General features: G+C 73.8%; 14 protein-coding genes. 11 read left to right on the forward strand and 3 right to left on the reverse strand.

Features of this window, described 5'->3' with window-relative positions; translation table 11 throughout:
- The first annotated feature begins 79 nt into the window (after nt 1-79).
- The 5 genes from ACIRST_RS26740 to ACIRST_RS26760 all read left to right on the forward strand — a co-directional run bounded on the left by ACIRST_RS26740 (nt 80) and on the right by ACIRST_RS26760 (nt 7,007).
- Nucleotides 80-1,612, forward strand: coding sequence for an ATP-binding cassette domain-containing protein (locus ACIRST_RS26740; protein ID WP_402804890.1), 1,533 nt, complete (start codon nt 80-82; stop codon nt 1,610-1,612).
- A 3-nt stretch (nt 1,613-1,615) separates the two neighbouring features.
- On the forward strand, nt 1,616-2,521 hold the full coding sequence (locus ACIRST_RS26745) for a hypothetical protein (RefSeq protein ID WP_402804892.1): 906 nt from the start codon (nt 1,616-1,618) through the stop codon (nt 2,519-2,521).
- A 127-nt stretch (nt 2,522-2,648) separates the two neighbouring features.
- A complete protein-coding gene (locus ACIRST_RS26750; protein ID WP_350523346.1) occupies nt 2,649-3,581 on the forward strand; it encodes an FCD domain-containing protein in 933 nt (310 codons plus the stop codon).
- 681 nt (nt 3,582-4,262) lie between these two features.
- A complete protein-coding gene (locus tag ACIRST_RS26755) occupies nt 4,263-5,906 on the forward strand; it encodes an RNA polymerase sigma factor (RefSeq protein WP_350523345.1) in 1,644 nt (547 codons plus the stop codon).
- Nucleotides 5,907-6,140: 234 nt separating this feature from the next.
- Nucleotides 6,141-7,007 (forward strand): S1 family peptidase, encoded by an 867-nt coding sequence (locus ACIRST_RS26760; RefSeq protein ID WP_402804926.1) that lies wholly within the window; start codon nt 6,141-6,143, stop codon nt 7,005-7,007.
- A gap of 278 nt (nt 7,008-7,285) precedes the next feature.
- Here ACIRST_RS26760 and ACIRST_RS26765 read toward each other — a convergent pair whose 3' ends face one another.
- Nucleotides 7,286-7,516, reverse strand: coding sequence for a hypothetical protein (locus ACIRST_RS26765; protein WP_350523343.1), 231 nt, complete (start codon nt 7,514-7,516; stop codon nt 7,286-7,288).
- 540 nt (nt 7,517-8,056) lie between these two features.
- Here ACIRST_RS26765 and ACIRST_RS26770 point away from each other — a divergent pair.
- From ACIRST_RS26770 to ACIRST_RS26795, 6 genes are all read left to right on the forward strand, one after another.
- Nucleotides 8,057-10,168, forward strand: coding sequence for a DNA topoisomerase IV subunit B (locus ACIRST_RS26770; protein ID WP_350523342.1), 2,112 nt, complete (start codon nt 8,057-8,059; stop codon nt 10,166-10,168).
- 155 nt (nt 10,169-10,323) lie between these two features.
- On the forward strand, nt 10,324-10,809 hold the full coding sequence (locus ACIRST_RS26775) for a DUF1453 domain-containing protein (protein ID WP_350523341.1): 486 nt from the start codon (nt 10,324-10,326) through the stop codon (nt 10,807-10,809).
- A gap of 71 nt (nt 10,810-10,880) precedes the next feature.
- Nucleotides 10,881-12,041, forward strand: a complete 1,161-nt coding sequence (locus tag ACIRST_RS26780; protein WP_350523340.1) for a histidine kinase — start codon at nt 10,881-10,883, stop codon at nt 12,039-12,041.
- A complete protein-coding gene (locus ACIRST_RS26785) occupies nt 12,038-12,730 on the forward strand; it encodes a response regulator (protein WP_402804895.1) in 693 nt (230 codons plus the stop codon). The genes ACIRST_RS26780 and ACIRST_RS26785 overlap by 4 nt, the downstream gene beginning before the upstream one ends.
- 125 nt (nt 12,731-12,855) lie before the next feature.
- On the forward strand, nt 12,856-13,557 hold the full coding sequence (locus ACIRST_RS26790; protein ID WP_402804897.1) for a DUF485 domain-containing protein: 702 nt from the start codon (nt 12,856-12,858) through the stop codon (nt 13,555-13,557).
- Nucleotides 13,554-15,353 carry a cation acetate symporter gene (locus ACIRST_RS26795; RefSeq protein ID WP_402804899.1) on the forward strand — a complete coding sequence of 600 codons (1,800 nt, stop codon included), beginning with the start codon at nt 13,554-13,556 and terminating at the stop codon, nt 15,351-15,353. The genes ACIRST_RS26790 and ACIRST_RS26795 overlap by 4 nt, the downstream gene beginning before the upstream one ends.
- A gap of 148 nt (nt 15,354-15,501) precedes the next feature.
- Here ACIRST_RS26795 and ACIRST_RS26800 read toward each other — a convergent pair whose 3' ends face one another.
- Nucleotides 15,502-16,188 carry a response regulator gene (locus ACIRST_RS26800; RefSeq protein ID WP_396549718.1) on the reverse strand — a complete coding sequence of 229 codons (687 nt, stop codon included), beginning with the start codon at nt 16,186-16,188 and terminating at the stop codon, nt 15,502-15,504.
- Complete coding sequence (locus tag ACIRST_RS26805) at nt 16,188-17,804, reverse strand: sensor histidine kinase (protein WP_350523336.1); 1,617 nt, start codon at nt 17,802-17,804, stop codon at nt 16,188-16,190. The genes ACIRST_RS26800 and ACIRST_RS26805 overlap by 1 nt, the downstream gene beginning before the upstream one ends.
- Nucleotides 17,805-18,122 lie beyond the last annotated feature (318 nt).

An 18,122-nucleotide genomic window follows, 5' to 3' on the forward strand; every position in this document is an offset into this window, starting at 1 on the left:
CGTGCGGCGGGCGAACGCCGGCCCACCAGGGGGTGCTCCGCGTCGAGCAGGCCGGCCGAGGGCATGGGAGCAGCCAGCGATGATCCAGATCACCGGACTGACCAAGGTCTACCGCAAGGGCGCTCCGCCCGCCGTGCTGGACCTGACCTTCGACGCCCGGCCCGGCACGGTGACCGCGCTGCTCGGCACCGAGGGCGCGGGCAAGTCCACCGCGCTGCGGCTGATGCTGGAACTCGAACGGGGCCAGGGCGTCACGCTCTTCGACGGCCGTCCCTACCGCCGGCTACGCCGCCCCGAGCGCGAGGTCGGCGTGCTGCTGCCCGGCCCGGGTGAGGGCGCGGCCGCAGTGGCCGGGCACCCGGGCCGCCGGGCGGACGGCCACCTGCGGATGCTCGCTGCTGCCGTCGGCGTCCCGGCCCGACGGGCCGACGAACTGTTGGAACAGACCCGGCTGGCGGCCGTCGCCGGGCAGCGGCTGCGCAGCTTCTCGCCCGGGATGCACCGCCGGCTGGCCCTGGCCGCCGCCCTGCTCGGCGACCCCGGCACGCTGCTGCTGGACGCGCCGACCGAGGGCCTGTCGCCGCGCAACATCGAGTGGTTCCACTCCTTCCTGCGCTCGTTCGCCGTCGCCGGTGGAACGGTCCTGGTGACCACCCGCACCCCGCAGGAGGCCTCCCAGCTCGCGGACCGGGTCGTCACCCTGGACCACGGCCGCCTGGTGGCCGACCAGCCGGTCACGGAGTTCCGCCGGACCAGGCTCAGCCCCGAGGTGGCCGTCCGGGGTCCGCAGATGGCGCGCCTGGCGGACCTGTTGGTCAGCCAGGGCGCCGAGGTCCGCCGGGACGGGAGCGTGGGACTCGCCGTGGCCGGCATCGACCGCACCGAGATCGGCGAACTCGCCTACCGCCACGGGATCCTGCTGCACGAGCTGGCCGACCGCGTGGTCGAGCAGCCCGCGCCCAGGGTCGTCCTGCCGGTCGCCTCCGGCCACCTCCGGGTCCGTTCGGCGGCGGACACCGAACCGGGCCCCGGGCCGGGCCGGGAGGCCGTCGACGAGCCCACGCGGCCCGCGGCCGGAGCGGCCCCCGCCGCCGTCCCCGTTCCCGCCGTCGTGCCCGTTCCCGCTGCCGCGCCGGCCACCGAACCCGACGGCGCGTCGGCCGCCGGCCCCGACGGCGCGTCGGCCGCCGGCCCGGAGGGCACGTCGGCCACCGAGTCCGACGCGGAGGCGACCACCCCGCAACGCCGGGCGCCCCGCCACCAGGCGCCGCACCACCGGGACGACGGGTCCCTGCCCACCCGCGCGCTGCCCGTCGCCGTGATCGGCGCCGCCCTCCCCGCACTCGGCACGCCCGCCCCACGGGCCGCGTCCGCCGGTTCCGGCCGGCCCGCCGAGCGCCCCGGGTCCGGCGAGCCGGCCCCCACCGTCGCCGTCGACCGGCTCTTCCGCGACGAGCCCGCCCCGGGCGGGCAGACCGCCCGGGCCAAGCCCCCGGGCCGCCGCGAGAACGCCGACGTCCTCGCCGACGACACCGTCCGCCTCCGCCGCCTCACCTCGGGCGTGACCGCCGCCCCGGCGCCCGCCACCACCGACGACCACCGGAGCGAGTGAACCGTGCGTGTCCTGGCCTACGAACTGCGCCGTCTGCGCGGCCTGCGCTCCACCTGGCTGCTGCTCGCCGCCGTACTCCTCGGCGACGCCGCCGTGGCCGCCGTCCTGGCGAGCCAGACCCCGGACGGTCCGCTGGCCGCCCCCGCCGGGGTGCGTCTGCTGACCGCCGCCGTCCCGCTGATCCCGTTGCCGTTCGCGGCCCTCGGTGCCGGCGTGCTGGGCGCGGTCTCGTACGGGCACGAGGTGTGCCACCCGGGCCTGCCGGCCTCGCTGGTGTCGTACCCGCGCAGGGTGCGGCTGCTGGTGGCCAAGCTGCTGGTGGTCGGCCCGGTGGCGGCGCTGCTGGCGCCGGCCACGCTGCTGCTCGACGCGGTGGCCGTGCACCTCGCGCTGCCGGACGGGGTGACGGTGGCGGCCTGGGCGAATCCCGGCGCGCTGTCGGACCGGGTGTCCGGGGCGGTGAGCGGCGCCGGGCTGTCCGGGCTGTCCGACCTGCCGGGTGCCTTCGCCCCGTTGGCGCTGGTCGCCGGCCACGGGGTGCCGGCCGCTCTGCTGGCGTTCGTCCTGCTGACCGTGGTGGCCGCGTGGACTGGCGTACTGGCCGCAGCGCTCACCCGCAGTGCCGCCGCCGGGATGCTGCTGCTGTGCGCGCTGCCGCCGCTGCTGGAATCCGGAGTGGCCCTGCTGCTGCGCCGCACCGGTCGGCCGTGGCCGGTGCGGGCGGCCGGGCTGCTGCCGTTCCAGTCCGGGATTGAGTGGGCCTACGGCTGGGTGTACGGCGGCGCGCGCGGTGCGGCGGCCGGGAGCATGGCGCTGACCGACCCGGCGCTGCTGGCGGCGGTCGCCGCCCCCGCAGCCGCCCTGCTGCTCGCCGCACTGCTCGTCCTGGCCCGTCGCCGCGCGCTGTAGCGCCTGCCGTCGCAAGCGCTCGGGAGCCGACCGCCCCGAAAAACCAAGATCGACCAGCAGTGACCGTATTGAGCGGTTCTTCCTGATAAGAAGTCAATTATCCAGTCACGGTCGATCACCCTTTCGTGTGCTTTTCACGAGAATTCTCAAGCCGCGCCTGCCGATCGCCGACAAAGGAGGCGTGAGTACCCTTGCGCACCCCACCATGACCCCCGCCCGTTCCGCCGATGGGCCGATCCACGGCTCCGGCGACCTGGACCGCTTCTCGTACGCCGACCGGCCGACCCCGCCGGCGCCCCGCTGGGAGGGCGCCGAGTCCGACATCTCCCGGGTCGGCCGCAAGACCACCAGCAGCCGCGGACGCGGTCTGCACGGCCAGCTGGTCCAGCAGCTCGGCCAGATGATCGTCTCCGGTGACCTCGGCGCCGACCGCCCGCTCGTCCCCGAGGAGATCGGCCAGCGCTTCGAGGTCTCCCGGACCGTCGTCCGTGAGTCGCTGCGCGTGCTGGAGGCCAAGGGCCTGGTCAGCGCCCGGCCGAACGTCGGCACCCGGGTCCGTCCGGTCGGCGACTGGAACCTGCTGGACCCCGACATCATCGAGTGGCGCGCCTTCGGCCCGCAGCGGGACGAGCAGCGCCGGGAGCTGTTCGAGCTCCGCTGGGCGATCGAGCCGCTGGCCGCCCGGCTCGCCGCCGGCCACGGCCGGGAGGACGTCCAGCACCGGCTGGTCGAGCTGGTCGAGATCATGGGCCACGCCGCCTCCCAGGCCGATCTCTCCACCTACACCCGGGCCGACGCCGAGCTGCACGGCCTGGTCCTGCAGATGGCCGGCAACCGGATGCTGGAGCACCTGTCCGGGATCGTGGCCTGCGCGCTGCAGGTCTCGGGCGGCCCGGCGATCTCCTGCGAGCGGCCCTCCGAGGCCTCGGTCGGTCTGCACGCCCGGCTGGTGGACGCCCTGGGGGCGGGCGACGGCGCCGCGGGCGAGGTCGCGATGCGGGCGCTGCTCACCGTCCACCCCGAGATCGAGCCGTCCGTCCCCGCGCCCCGGGAGCACTGAGCGGGCTGTTCCGACGAGCGGAGGCGCCGGGCCCGGCGGTCCGCTCCGCCAGGGCCCTCCGGCCGCACCGCGCGGCGCAGCCGGAGGGCCTCCGCATGCGGAGGCCCGCAGGGCTCCGGTCACCGCGGCCCCACGACGGCCCGGCCCCCGACCACCCGGCCCCTGCCCACCATGGCCCGACGGCCCGCCCGACGGCCCGGCCCATGGCCCCCGAGCGCCCTGGTCTCCCCGCCCCCGCGTGTGTGGCCCGGCTCCCGCCGCCCCTGGCCCTGGCCCTGGCGTGCGGCCTCGCCCCTGCCACCCCTGGCCCCGGCCCCAGCCCCCGCTCCTTCCGGCCCACCCGCAAAGCTGCCCGAGCCATGACAAAGGTTTCGGCGCGAGTGCGCGATGATGGAATCCGGCCGCGTGGCCGTGGGCGCCGAGTGGTGTGACCCGCGACACGAAGGCCATGCGTAACACTTGACGAGTAGCAGCGATGTCTCCTGAGCGGGAGCAGCTCCGGAATACTCCAACATGTCAGAATGCTGTGTTGGTCCGCGGCGCTGCTGCCGTCCTGCAAACCCAGTCCTCAAGCCCGAGTCGGTCGGAATCGACACCGCGCGTCCGGCGCGCGATCTCCTTCCCCGCCCGCTCGGGCGGCCGGTACGGGTTCGAGTCCACTCATCGTCCGAGAGGTTGTTCGTGTCGGCCAGCACATCCCGTTCGCTTCCCCCCGAGATCGCCGAGTCCGCAGCTCTGCTGGCGCTCATCGAGCGGGGCAAGGCCCAGGGGCAGATCGCCGGTGACGACGTGCGCCAGGCGTTCGAGGCGGACCAGATCCCGGTCACCAAGTGGAAGAACGTCATGCGCAGCCTCAATCAGGTGCTGATTGAGGAGGGCGTGGACCTCATGGTCAGCGCGGCCGAACCGGCCGGCGCCAAGCGCAAGAGCGTTGCTGCCAAGAGCCCCACCAAGCGCACCGCCACCAAGGCTGTCACCACCCGGACCCCGGCCGCTCCGTCGGCCCCGACCAAGCCGCCCGTGCGGATCGCCCCCGGCGCTCCCGTCGCGGCTCCGGCCGTCGCGGCTGCCGCTGCGCCGGCCCCCACGGTCTCCGCCGACATCACCGTCGAGGGTGCGGCCGTCGCGGTCGCCGAGGTGAAGGCCGCCCCGGCGAAGAAGGCCGTTGCTGCCAAGAAGACCGCCGCCAAGAAGACCGCCGCGCCGGCCAAGAAGGCCGCCGCCAAGAAGACCGCCGCCGGCAAGGCCGGCAAGGGTGGCGACGAGGAGCTGCTCGGCGACGAGGAGCTGGTCGAGGACACGGCGCTGCCGGGCGACAAGGCCGAGGCCGAGGGCCCGGAGGAGGAGTCGGAGGGCTTCGTCCTCTCCGACGACGACGAGGACGACGCGCCGGCCCAGCAGGTCGCCGTCGCCGGTGCCACCGCCGACCCGGTCAAGGACTACCTGAAGCAGATCGGCAAGGTCCCGCTGCTCAACGCCGAGCAGGAGGTCGAGCTCGCCAAGCGGATCGAGGCCGGCCTGTTCGCCGAGGACAAGCTCTCGGCCGCCGACAAGCTCGCCCCCAAGCTCAAGCGCGAGCTGGAGATCATCGCCGAGGACGGCCGCCGGGCCAAGAACCACCTGCTGGAGGCCAACCTCCGCCTCGTGGTCTCGCTGGCCAAGCGCTACACCGGCCGCGGCATGCTCTTCCTGGACCTGATCCAGGAGGGCAACCTGGGTCTGATCCGTGCGGTCGAGAAGTTCGACTACACCAAGGGCTACAAGTTCTCGACCTACGCCACCTGGTGGATCCGCCAGGCGATCACCCGCGCCATGGCCGACCAGGCCCGCACCATCCGCATCCCGGTGCACATGGTCGAGGTCATCAACAAGCTGGCCCGCGTCCAGCGCCAGATGCTCCAGGACCTGGGCCGCGAGCCCACCCCGGAGGAGCTGGCCAAGGAACTCGACATGACCCCCGAGAAGGTCATCGAGGTCCAGAAGTACGGCCGTGAGCCGATCTCGCTGCACACCCCGCTGGGCGAGGACGGCGACAGCGAGTTCGGTGACCTCATCGAGGACTCCGAGGCGGTCGTCCCGGCCGACGCGGTCTCCTTCACCCTGCTCCAGGAGCAGCTGCACTCGGTGCTGGACACGCTGTCCGAGCGCGAGGCCGGCGTGGTCTCGATGCGCTTCGGCCTGACCGACGGCCAGCCGAAGACGCTCGACGAGATCGGCAAGGTGTACGGGGTCACCCGTGAGCGCATCCGCCAGATCGAGTCGAAGACCATGTCGAAGCTGCGCCACCCGTCGCGTTCCCAGGTGCTGCGCGACTACCTGGACTGATCGCCGGATCGGATCGGCAACGATCGTCGGCGCGAAGGCCCGGAACCGTACGGTTCCGGGCCTTCGCGGCTGTTCGGACCCGGTGTGTCAGCGTCCGGGTGGTGGTTGTCGCTCGTCCGGGTGGCGGCTCGTCCGGATGCGGTCGCACGGTGTAGCCGGTCACCTACGCTGTGCCGGTTGCCTGCTGCCGAGCCTTCTGGAGTCACGGTGCCGACCGAGCCGGACCGCACTGACCTGCCGAACCCCGCCCCGCCGCGGAGCGACCCGGCCGCCCCGCGGGCGAACCGCCGCCGCCGGGCCGCCGCACTGGCGCTGCTCGCCGCCGTGCCCGTCCCGCTGGTCGCCCTCGGGGCGGCGCCGGCCGAGGCGCAGCGCCGGGTGGTCGGGGGCAATGCGGCGAGCACCGTCGACCACCCGTGGATCGTGGCGCTGGCCAGCCGTCAGCAGTTCGGCAGCGGCCGCTCCGGTCAGTTCTGCGGAGGCGCGCTGGTCGGCCCGACCAAGGTGGTGACGGCCGCGCACTGCTTCTACGACGAGGCCAAGGGGCGGGTGGAACGGCCTGGCCTCAAGGTGATCGTCGGCCGGGACGACATGCGCGGCACGTCCGGCCGCGAGGTGCCGGTGCGCTCGGTCTGGATCCACCCCGACTACTCCTTCGCCGCGAACATGAACGACGTCGCGGTGCTCACCCTCGCCGAGCCCCAGGGGGCGCGGCCGGTGGTCGAGCTGGTCGGCCAGGGCGAGACCGCGCCGTACGCGGCCGGGACGAGGGCGCGGGTGTTCGGCTGGGGTGACACCACGGGGCGGGGCGACTACTCGCCCGTGCTGCGCGGGGTGGACGTGTCGATGGTCCCGGACGAGTCCTGTGCGCACGCCTACCCGGGCGGGCAGGACGGCAAGTTCGACGCCCGGGGCATGGTCTGCGCGGGCGAGGAGAAGGGCGGCAAGGACGCCTGCCAGGGCGACAGCGGCGGCCCGCTGATCGTCGAGGGGCGGCTGGTCGGCCTGGTCTCCTGGGGGACGGGTTGCGCCGAGGCGGCCCATCCGGGGGTCTACACCCGGATCTCCTCGGTCGCGGACGCGGTGCACTCGGTGCTGTGAGCGGCCTGCGACCGCCGCTGACCTCGCGGTGGGTGACGGGGCGGTCACGTTCTGACGCCGCGTCGGAGAGCGCGGGTCGGGGCGGATGAACGCGGGAGAACCGTCCGCGGAACAGGAGCCGTCCTCCGGGCGGGAGTCGTCCGCGGGGCCGGGACCGTCGGTGGAACAGCAGAGCCGGGCGACCGGCCCCCGCGGGGGTCGGTCGCCCGGCTCACCGGTCGCGCGCGGTGCGCGACCGGACACAGCTCGACGTCGGCTGCCGGTGGTGGCGCCTGGGATCAGCGCTCGTCGTCGTCGGCCGTCGCGGTGGTGGTGCTGAGACGGCCGCTCTCGTCCTGTATCTCCACGGCGATCTTCTTGAGCTCGGGCTCGAACTTCCGGCCGTGGTGGGCGCAGAAGAGCAGCTCTCCGCCGCTGGCGAGCACGACGCGCAGGTAGGCCTGGGCGCCGCAGCGGTCGCAGCGGTCAGCCGCGGTGAGCGGGCTCGCAGGTGTCAGAACAGTAGTCACGTCGCCTCTTCTCTAGCTCGACGAGCTGTCGTACCAGGGTCAACATCCAACCAGGCCGAAAACGTTCCCGCTCGTGGCTTTTCTTCTCTGAGGATTCTGCTGTGTTGATGAGGACGTGCCCCGGGGGCCGGTGGTTCATGCGTGCCGGAAACCCGGGATCCGCCCGTCGCTCGAACGTCCGATCGGGATCGGGTTCGAGGTCCGCGTAGCATAATCCTCTGCCGGGTTGGAGCATAAGCCCCGTCCCGGGCCCCGGTAGCCTGCATAACGGCAGTTCCGGAGCCTGTACCGGGCCCCACGATCCGCCAGGACCGGTGCTACCGGGAGGAGATGGCGCCCCGGGGGCCCACGCCCCGGCGCGGTCCTTGTTCGCGCAGCGCGTACAAGCTGCGAGGGGCCGGCTCGACGTGCTGTGGACCCGGCGGAGGGGTGCGGGCACGCAGAGCGACGGATGTCGGTGCGGTGTGCTGCACTGGCGTTTGGTCCGGATCCGTCCGGATGTGACCGATGAGACAGAACTTCACCGAGGAGAGTGCCGCCGTGAGTGCCGAAACGACCGTGCCGTCCGCGCTGCTGGCCGGCGACGACGGTTCCAACTACACCGCGCGGCACCTGCTCGTCCTGGAGGGCCTGGAGGCGGTCCGCAAGCGTCCCGGCATGTACATCGGCTCGACGGACAGCCGCGGCCTGATGCACTGCCTCTGGGAGATCATCGACAACTCCGTCGACGAGGCGCTCGGCGGCTACTGCGACCGCATCGACGTCGTGCTGCACCCCGACTCCTCGGTCGAGGTCCGCGACAACGGGCGCGGCATCCCGGTCGACGTCGAGCCCAAGACCGGGCTGTCCGGCGTCGAGGTCGTGATGACCAAGCTGCACGCCGGCGGCAAGTTCGGCGGCGGCTCCTACGCGGCCTCCGGCGGTCTGCACGGCGTCGGTGCTTCGGTGGTCAACGCCCTCTCCGCCCGGCTGGACGTCGAGGTCGACCGCAGTGGCCACACCCACGCGATCAGCTTCCGCCGCGGCACCCCCGGCATCTTCACCGAGACCAGCCCGGACGCGCCCTTCGAGCCCGCCAACGGCCTGACCAAGGCCCGCAAGGTGCCGAAGACCCGCACCGGCACCCGGATCCGCTACTGGGCGGACCGGCAGATCTTCCTCAAGGACGCCAAGCTCTCCCTGGAGACGCTGCACAGCCGCGCCCGGCAGACCGCCTTCCTCGTCCCCGGCCTGACCATCGTCGTGCGTGACGAACGGCTCACCGAGAGCGAGCAGATCGAGGAGTCGGTCTTCCGCTACGACGGCGGCATCGCCGAGTTCTGCGAGTTCCTGGCCCCCGACAAGCCGGTCTGCGACGTGCTGCGGCTGCGCGGCGAAGGCACCTTCAAGGAGACCGTGCCCGTCCTGGACGAGCTCGGCCACATGACCCCCACCGAGGTCACCCGGCACCTCGGCGTGGACATCGCGCTGCGCTGGGGCACCGGCTACGACACCACCCTGCGCTCCTTCGTCAACATCATCGCCACCCCCAAGGGCGGCACCCACGTCACCGGCTTCGAGCGCTCGCTGGCCAAGACCGTCAACGAGGCGCTGCGGGCGGGCAAGCTGCTGCGCGTCGCCGAGGACGACATCACCAAGGACGACGCCACCGAGGGCCTCACCGCGGTCGTCACCGTCCGGCTCGCCGAGCCGCAGTTCGAGGGCCAGACCAAGGAGGTGCTCGGCACCTCGGCGGCCAACCGGATCGTCGCCGCCGTCCTCGCCAAGGAGCTCAAGGCCTTCCTCACCTCGGCCAAGAAGGACGAGAAGCTCCAGGCACGTGCCGTCCTGGAGAAGGTCGTCGCCGCCGCCCGCACCCGGGTCGCCGCCCGCCAGCACAAGGAGGCCCAGCGCCGCAAGACCGCGCTGGAGACCAGCTCGCTGCCCGCGAAGCTGGCCGACTGCCGCAGCGACGACGTCGACCGCAGCGAACTGTTCATCGTCGAGGGGGACTCCGCGCTCGGCACCGCCAAGCTCGCCCGCAACTCCGAGTTCCAGGCGCTGCTGCCGATCCGCGGCAAGATCCTCAACGTGCAGAAGGCGTCGGTGAGCGACATGCTCAAGAACGCCGAGTGCGCCGCGATCATCCAGGTGATAGGGGCCGGTTCGGGCCGCACCTTCGACATCGACCAGGCCCGCTACGGCCGCGTCATCTTCATGGCCGACGCCGACGTCGACGGCTCGCACATCCGCACCCTGCTGCTCACCCTCTTCCACCGCTACATGCGGCCGATGGTCGAGCAGGGCCGGGTCTTCGCCGCGGTGCCGCCGCTGCACCGGATCGAGCTCACCAGCCCCAAGCGCGGCCAGGAGAAGTACCACTACACCTACTCCGACGCCGAACTGCGCTCCACCCTGCTGGAGTTCCAGCGCAAGAACATGCGCTGGAAGGAGCCGGTGCAGCGCTACAAGGGCCTCGGCGAGATGGACGCCGACCAGCTGGCCGAGACCACCATGGACCCGCGCCACCGCACCCTGCGCCGGATCAACCTGGGCGACCTGGAGCAGGCCGAGAGGATCTTCGACCTGCTGATGGGCAACGACGTCGCCCCGCGCAAGGAGTTCATCGTGGACTCCGCGGCCACCCTGGACCGCTCGCGCATCGACGCCTGACGCGTTCCGCCGCGCGGGCCCTCCACCCACGGGTGGAGGGCCCGCGCGTTTGCGTTCCACCCGAGGTCCACCCCGGCTCCGATCAGCGGGAAGGCGCCGGTCCGTAGCGTCGGAGAGGTCAGCAGAAGCCCTTCCGTCGGGACGGAGAACCTCCCATGAACGCCCTTGCCAACCTCCTCGTGATCGCGGTGGTGGTGGTCCTGGTGGTCCAGCGGCAGATGCGCGTCCAGCGCCTGGACACCGAGCGGCGGTTCTGGCTGCTGCCACTGGTCCTGGGCGTCCTCGCCCTGCGCGATCCGCAGATCATCGACCACGGGCACACCGGACTCTCGGTGGCCCTGCTGGCCGCAGGACTGGTCACGGTGCTCGCGATGGGCTCGGTCTGGGGCTGGACCGTCCGGCTCTGGCGGGATGCCGACGGCGCCGTGCTGGCCAAGGGCACCAAGGCCACGATGGCCGCCTGGGGTGGGATGATCGCGATCCGGATCGGCCTCTACGGGATCGGCTCGGCGCTGCACGTCCACCAGTCGGGCAGCTCGCTGATGCTGGGCATGGCGGTCATGCTGATGGTCCGCTCGCTCGTGGTGAACTGGCGGGCCCGGATGCTGGAGCCCGCCGAGCGGACCGCCGCAGCGCGGTGACCCCGTCGACGGACCGCAGTGATCCACCGCCGGCGGGCCCCGGGGCCGCCGTGAGCACAGAGGAGGCACCCGTGGCCGGGTGGCACTGGACCGGCTGGCCGTCCCGCGAGGGGCTGGAGCGCGAGGCCGAGAGCCGCCCGCGGCGGGTCCTCACCGCGTTCGGCCGGACCGTCCTGCTGGTCGTCGTCGGCTGGGGGACCTTCTCCGACGGCAAGTACGCCGGGTGGGCGGTGGCGGCCGCGGCGGCGGGGCTGGTCGCGGCCGCCGCGCTCTGGGCGCTCTTCCTGCGCGTCACCCGGGAACAGCGCCCGGCGGCCTCGTACCTGCTGTCCGCCGCCCTGGTCGGCGGCGCCTGGCTCGCCAACCGGGGGCTGGCCCACACGCTGGCCGACTTCCTCTGGATCGGGCTGGCCGTCACGGCACTGATCCGGCTGCCGCCCGCGCCCGCGCTGCTCGTCGCAGCGGCCGCGCTGGGCTCCTACACGGCGGCGTCCCCGGCGAGCTGGCTCAGCGTCTCCGCCACCATCGGCGGTTCCGTACTGGTCGGCTTCCTGCTGCGGCTGGACATCGAGGCGCGCGGCACCGCCCGCCGGCTGCTGGTCCAGGAGCGGGCCGCCCGGGCGGCCGAGGCGGAGAGCGCGGCGCTCGCCGAACGGGCCAGGATCGCCCGGGAGATCCACGACGTGCTCGCGCACAGCCTCTCCGCGCAGCTCGTCCACCTGGAGGCGGCCCGGCTGATGCTGGAGCGGGACACCGACCGCGAGCAGATCCGCGAACGGGTCGTCGCCGCCCGGCGGATGGCGCAGGACGGCCTGGCCGAGACCAGGCAGGCGCTGTCCGCGCTGCGCGGCGAGCTCACCCCGGTCGGGGAGTTCCTGGTCGAACTGGCCGACCGGGAGCGCGCCCCGCTCACCGTGACCGGTACGCCCCGACCGCTGGCCGCCGAGGCCGCGCTGGCGGTGCGGCGCACGGCGCAGGAGGCGGTGACCAACGTCCGCAAGCACGCGCCGGGCGCCCGCTGCTCGGTCGAACTGCGCTACCTGGACGACGTGGTGGAGCTGGAGGTGCGCAACACCCGGCCACCGCGCGGCGAGTCCTCCGGTGAGCTGGCCGGTAGCGGCGGCGGGTACGGTCTGCTGGGAATGCGCGAACGCGCGGAACTGCTGGACGGCACGCTGCTGGCGGGCCCGGAGGACGGAGGGTGGCGCGTGCTGCTGCGGGTGCCGGCATGACGGCGGCGGTCACCAGGGTGCTGGTGGCGGACGACCAGACGGTGGTGCGCGAGGGCATCGTGATGCTGCTGGGGCTGCTGCCCGGCATCGAGGTGGTCGGCGCGGCGGGGGACGGCGAGGAGGCCGTCGCCCTGGTGGAGCGGCATCACCCGGACGTGGTGCTGATGGACCTCCGGATGCCGCGCTGCGACGGCGTCGAGGCGACCCGGCGGATCCGGGCGGCGCACCCGGAGACCGAGGTGGTGGTCCTCACCACCTACGCCGACGACGACTCCCTGTTCCCGGCCCTGCAGGCCGGCGCGCGCGGCTACCTCACCAAGGACGCCGGAGCCGAACAGATCGCCCGGGCCATCGCGGACGTCCGGGCGGGCACGGCCGGGCTCTCCCCGCAGGTCCAACTCCGGCTGCTGGAAAGGCTGTCGGAGCAGCAGGGCCGGTCCGCGCCGACGGCCGATCGGCCCGCCGCCCGGCCGGACGAGCTGCCCGACGGGCTGACCGCCCGGGAGGCCGAGGTGCTGGCGCTGATCGCGGAGGGGCTCTCCAACGCCGAGATCGCCCAGCGGCTGTTCGTCAGCCAGGCCACGGTGAAGACCCACATCAACAACCTGTTCGCCAAGACCGCCGTCCGGGACCGGGCGCAGGCGGTCGCATACGCGTTCCGACACGGAATCACCGGTACGCAGCAGTAGTCGGATGAGTGTCTGTCGGATGATCGATCACCTCATCGAGTGAACGTATCTGCGATGGTCGGAGGGGCTGTCCGGGGGCCAGCATCATGGTTCGGGTCAGAACGTCCGGCCGTCCAGGAGCAGCAGTGCCACAGCAACAGGCGAGCAGTCCCGGCCAGGGGCAGCGATTCGACTGGTGGGCCGCTCCGGCCGCCGGCATCCCGTCCGACACCCCGTCCGGTGACCCGGCCGACGCCCCGTCCGGCGTCGCGCCGGGGGCTCCGTCCGGCATCCCGCCGGGCTTCCCGTCCGAGCAGTCGGCGGCGCACCGCCGAACGGCCGTACCGGCGCAGCCGGTGCCCGTCCGGACGGCCCCCACCCATCCGGCCCCGGCCCACACGGCCCCCGCCCGTGCGGAGCACCCGGTCGCGGCCGGGCCCGAACCGTGGGCCGCCGCGGCGCCGGTCGACGGGACCGCCGTCCCGCCGGTCCACCGGGACGGGCCGCCCGCCGCGGCTGCTCCGGAGGCCGTCGACCGCACCGAGGTCTACCGGGCCGTCCAGGCCAGCGCGGCCTTCCAGGCCATCCGCCACAGCTACCGCTCGTTCGTCTTCCCGGTCGCCGGGGCCTTCCTCGGCTGGTACCTGCTGTACGTCGCCGCCCAGGCGGCCGCCCCCGGCCTGATGCGCACCCCGGTGGCCGGGCCGTTCAACGTGGCCTGGCTGCTCGGCCTGCTGCAGTTCGCCTCCACCTTCCTGCTCACCTGGCTCTACGCCCGCAACGCCCGGACCAAGCGCGACCGCGCCGCCCTGGGCCTGCGCTGGGACACCCAGGACCAACTGCGATGACGAGCGTGATGACGACCCTGATGACCGGTGCGGTGAGGAACACGGTGACGACCGTGCTGACGACCGCCACCCCGCCCCCCGTCGCCCCCACCGGCGACCACCACTCGCTCGCGATCGTGCTGTTCGCCGTCGTCGTCCTGGTCACCCTCGGCATCACCCTCTGGGTCGGCCGCCAGGGCAACGCCGCCGAGGACTTCTACGCCGGCGGCCGCGACTTCACCCCGCTGCAGAACGGCTTCGCGCTCTCCGGCGACTACCTCTCCGCCGCGTCCTTCCTGGGTGTCGCCGGGCTGATCGCGCTGTACGGCTACGACGGCGTGCTCTACAGCATCGGCTTCCTGGTCGCCTGGCTGGTGGTGCTGATGCTGGTCGCCGAACTCGTCCGCAACGCCGGCCGGTACACCCTGGCCGACGTGCTCGCACTGCGGCTGCGCCGCCGCAAGGTGCGCGCCGCGGCCGGCGGCGCCAGCGTCGTCGTCACCCTGCTCTACCTGGTCGCCCAGATGGTCGGCGCCGGTTCGCTGGTCGCCCTGCTGCTCGGCACCGACAGCCCGCACGCCCGGACCTGGACGATCATCGCGGTCGGCGCCCTGATGATCGTCTACGTCACGATCGGCGGGATGCGGGCCACCACCTGGATCCAGATCATCAAGGCCTGCCTGCTCACCGCCGGTTCGGTGCTGCTCACCGTGCTGCTGGTGGTCCGCTTCCACGGCGACCTCGGCGAGCTGATGCGCCAGGCCGCGCAGCACAGCGGCGCCGGGCACCGCTACCTGGAACCCGGGCTCAAGTACGGGCACAGCTTCACCAGCCGGCTGGACTTCTTCAGCCTCGGCCTCGCCCTGGTGCTCGGTACGGCCGGCCTGCCGCACATCCTGTCCCGCTTCTACACCGTGCCCACCGCGCGCGCCGCGCGCCGCTCCACGATGTGGGCGATCGGCCTGGTCGGCGGCTTCTACCTGATGGCCATCGTGCTGGGCCTCGGCGCCACCGCGCTGGTCGGCTCGGCCGAGGTGCGGCACGCCAACTCGGCCGGCAACACCGCCGTACCGCTGCTCGCCCTGGTGCTCGGCGGCGGCAACGGCAGCACCGGCGGGGTGGTGCTGTTCGCGCTGATCTCGGCGATCGCCTTCGCCACCATCCTCGCCGTGGTCGCCGGGCTGACCCTGGCGTCCTCGGCGGCCTTCGCCCACGACATCTGGGCCGGGGCCTGGCGCACCCGGCCGCGCCGGGCCCGGGCAGCGCGCGCCCGGGGGCGCCGGCGGCGGGGCGAGGCCGTCCCGGCGACCAGGTCGGCCGAGGGCGTCGCGACGTCCCGGTCCGCGGGGGAGCCGGGGCCCGGGGCCGGGGACCAGCAGGAGGTCGTCGTCGCCCGCTTCGCGGCCGGCGGGATCGGCGCGGCGGCGATCGTGATCAGCCTCTACGCCCAGCAGCTGAACGTCGCCTTCCTGGTCGGCCTGGCCTTCGCCGTCGCCGCCTCCGCCAACCTGCCCGTCCTGCTGTACAGCCTGTTCTGGTCGCGGTTCACCGCCCGCGGCGCGGTCTGGTCGGTGTACGGCGGGCTGGTTCCGGCGATCGTGCTGGTGTTCTTCTCGCCGGTGGTCTCCGGCACCAAGGTGGCGCTCTTCCCCGGCGTCGACTTCCACTGGTTCCCGCTGGAGAACCCCGGCATCGTCTCCATCCCGCTCGGCTTCCTGGCGGGCTGGATCGGGACGATCACCTCGCCCGAGCCCGCCGACGCGGACCGGTTCGCCGAGCTGGAGGTGCGGGCCCTCACCGGTGCGGGCGCGGCCTGAGCCGTCGCGCCCGGGGAACCCCGGCGGGCCTGGGGCCGCCGGGGTTCCCCCATGTCCGGGGCCATGTCCGGGGCCGGGGCCGGACCAGGGTCAGGGCCAGGTCAGGGCCAGGTCACGATCGGGCCGGGCGCCGCGCCGCGGGCCGGGGCTACGCGCGGGCCGCCAGCCCGTAGCGGTGCTCCGGGCGGCCGGTGTCGCCGTACCGCAGGGTCAGCCGCAGCCGGCTGTCCCGTTCCAGCTGCTTGAGGTAGCGCTGCGCCGTGGAGCGGCTCAGCCCGGTGGCGTCGGCGACCTCCTGGGCGGACAGCGGCCGACCCGCCCCGCGCAGCACGCCCAGCACCAGGTCGGTGGTCGGCGCCGAGTGCCCCTTGGGCAGCGTCCCGGCCGGGGCGGCGGCGCTGCGCAGGGTCGCGAACAGCCTGTCCACCTCGTCCTGGCCGGCCTCCCGGGCCGGAGCGGCGAGCGCGTGCCGCAGCTGCGCGTACGCCGCCAGCTTGTCCCGCAGACCGGCGAAGGTGAACGGCTTGACCAGGTACTGCAGCGCACCGTGCTGCATCGCGGCGTGCACCGTCGACACGTCGCGGGCGGCGGTCACCATCATCACGTCGCAGGTCACCTGGCGTTCCCGCAGCCGACGGACCAGGGCCAGGCCGGTCTCGTCGGGCAGGTGGTGGTCGAGCAGTAGCAGGTCCACCGGCCGGCGCTCCAGCGAGGCCAGTGCCTCCCCCGCCGAGTGCGCGGTGCCGACGACCCGGAAGCCCGGCACCTTGGCCACGTACGCGGCGTGCACGTCGGCGACCCGGAAGTCGTCGTCCACCACGAGTACGTCGATCATCACGCCTCCACGAGCCGATCGGTGAGCAGGGCCTCGGGCAGCTCGACGGTGAACCGGGCGCCGCCCATCGGCCCTGCGTCGAGCACGATCCGGCCGCCGGTCCGTTCGACCAGCCGCCGCACCATCGCCAGTCCCAGCCCGCGCGGACGGTGCGCGGGTGCGTCCTTGCTGGTCCACCCCTCCTCGAAGACCCGCTCGCGCAGCTCCTCCGGCACGCCCGGGCCGCTGTCCGCGACCTGCAGCAGCAGGGTGGAGCCGGACGCCGCGAGGCTCACCTCCACCCGGCCGCCCCCTCCGGGCGTCAACGCGTCCACCGCGTTGTCGACCAGGTTGCCGAGTACCGTCACCAGCGCCCGCGCGTCCACCACCGCGTCCGGCAGGTGCGCGGCCGGGGCCAGTGCCAGGCGGATCCCGCGCTCGCCCGCCACCGCCGTCTTGCCCGCCAGCAGCGCCGCGACGTGCGGGTCCTGCACCTGTTCGGCGATCCGCGCGGCGACCACGGCGTGCGAGCCGGACTGCTCCGAGATGAAGGCCACCGCCTGCTCGTGGCGGCCCAGTTCCAGCAGGCCCAGCAGGGTGTGCATCCGGTTGGCGTGCTCGTGGTCCTGGGCGCGCAGCGCCTCGGTGAGGCTGCGGGTGGTGTCCAGCTCGCGGACCAGCGACTCCAGCTCGGTGCGGTCGCGCAGCGTGACCACCGCGCCGCCCACGGGCCGGCCGCCGAGCTCCGCGGCGGTCGCCATCCGGTTCACCACGAGCACGCGGTCGTCCCGGACGGCCGGCAGGTCGGCGCCGGTGATCCGCCCGGTCAGCACGTCGGTCAGCCGGCCCGGCGGCAGCACCTCGGCGATCGGGCGGCCGGTGCAGTCCCCGGGCAGACCGAGCAGCCGGACCGCCTCGTCGTTGGCCAGCCGGATCCGGCCGCGCTCGTCCAGCGCGAGCATGCCCTCGCGGATGCCGTGCAGCATCGCCTCCCGCTCCACGAGGAGGGCGGAGATGTCGGCCAGCGCGATGTTGTGGGTGCGGCGCTTGAGCCGTCGGGCCAGGGCGAGCGTGGCGACCGTACCGGCGGCCAGGCCGGCGCCCGCGCACAGCAGGATCCCGGTGAGCATCTTCAGCAGCCGGCGGCGGATCGAGTCGTCGCTGATGCCCACCGACACCTCGCCGACGATCCGGCCGTCCGACATCCGCAGCGGCACCTTGCCGCGCGCGGTGCGGCCCAGGGTGCCCTCCTGGATCGCGGTGACGCTGCGGCCGGCCAGCGCGGGCTCCGGGTCGGTGCTGACCCGGTGGCCGATCCGGCCCGGGTCGGTGTGCGAGAGCCGGATCCCGTCCAGGTCGGTGACCACCACGAAGCTGGCGCCGGTGGCCAGGCGGATCTGCTCGGCGTTGCGCTGCGCGGTGACCACGTCGCGGGCGTCGGCGGCCCGCGCGATCGTCTCGTCGGTCGCGGTGGCCTGGGCGATCGACAGCGCCCGCTGCATCGCGTCGTGGTCCAGCTCGCTGCTGACCGGGGCCAGGAACAGCCCTGCGGTCACGGCGGTGACACCGACGGTGACGACGGTCTGGCTCAGCAGCAGCTGCGCGAAGACCCGGCGGGGCCAGTGGGGGAGTTTCATCCGGGCCTCCTCTCGGCGGCTTCGGGCGGTTCCGCGGGGGTGCGGGTGGTTCCGGGGGCGGGTGGTTCGGGGGCGTTCGGTCCCGTGGGGGAGCGGGACGGTTCTCGGGCGGGGCCGTGAGCTCGGGAGGAGCCGGGGGCGTCCGCGGGTGGGGGTCGGGACACCCTACGTTTCGGGCGGGTTTCTGTCAGCCGCGTCCCCGCAGTTGTAGCGGAAGCAAAACGAGCAGAACACCCCTCAATGCGGAGAAGTCGCACTACGCGAAGAAGGCTCCCGCCGGGGCCGGGGCCGCTCCTACCTTTCCGGGGCAAGCACTGA

Source organism: Kitasatospora sp. NPDC101447 (genome assembly GCF_044767225.1).
In the GTDB taxonomy this organism is placed as follows: Bacteria; Actinomycetota; Actinomycetes; order Streptomycetales; family Streptomycetaceae; genus Kitasatospora.

Excerpts from the sequence above, each read along its gene's own strand:
- ACIRST_RS26740 (WP_402804890.1), top strand. The coding sequence starts at position 80 with ATGATCCAGATCACCGGACTGACCAAGGTCTACCGCAAGGGCGCTCCG.
- ACIRST_RS26775 (WP_350523341.1), top strand. The coding sequence starts at position 10,324 with ATGAACGCCCTTGCCAACCTCCTCGTGATCGCGGTGGTGGTGGTCCTG.
- ACIRST_RS26785 (WP_402804895.1), top strand. The coding sequence starts at position 12,038 with ATGACGGCGGCGGTCACCAGGGTGCTGGTGGCGGACGACCAGACGGTG.
- ACIRST_RS26795 (WP_402804899.1), top strand. The coding sequence starts at position 13,554 with ATGACGAGCGTGATGACGACCCTGATGACCGGTGCGGTGAGGAACACG.
- ACIRST_RS26800 (WP_396549718.1), bottom strand. The coding sequence starts at position 16,188 with ATGATCGACGTACTCGTGGTGGACGACGACTTCCGGGTCGCCGACGTG.
- ACIRST_RS26805 (WP_350523336.1), bottom strand. The coding sequence starts at position 17,804 with ATGAAACTCCCCCACTGGCCCCGCCGGGTCTTCGCGCAGCTGCTGCTG.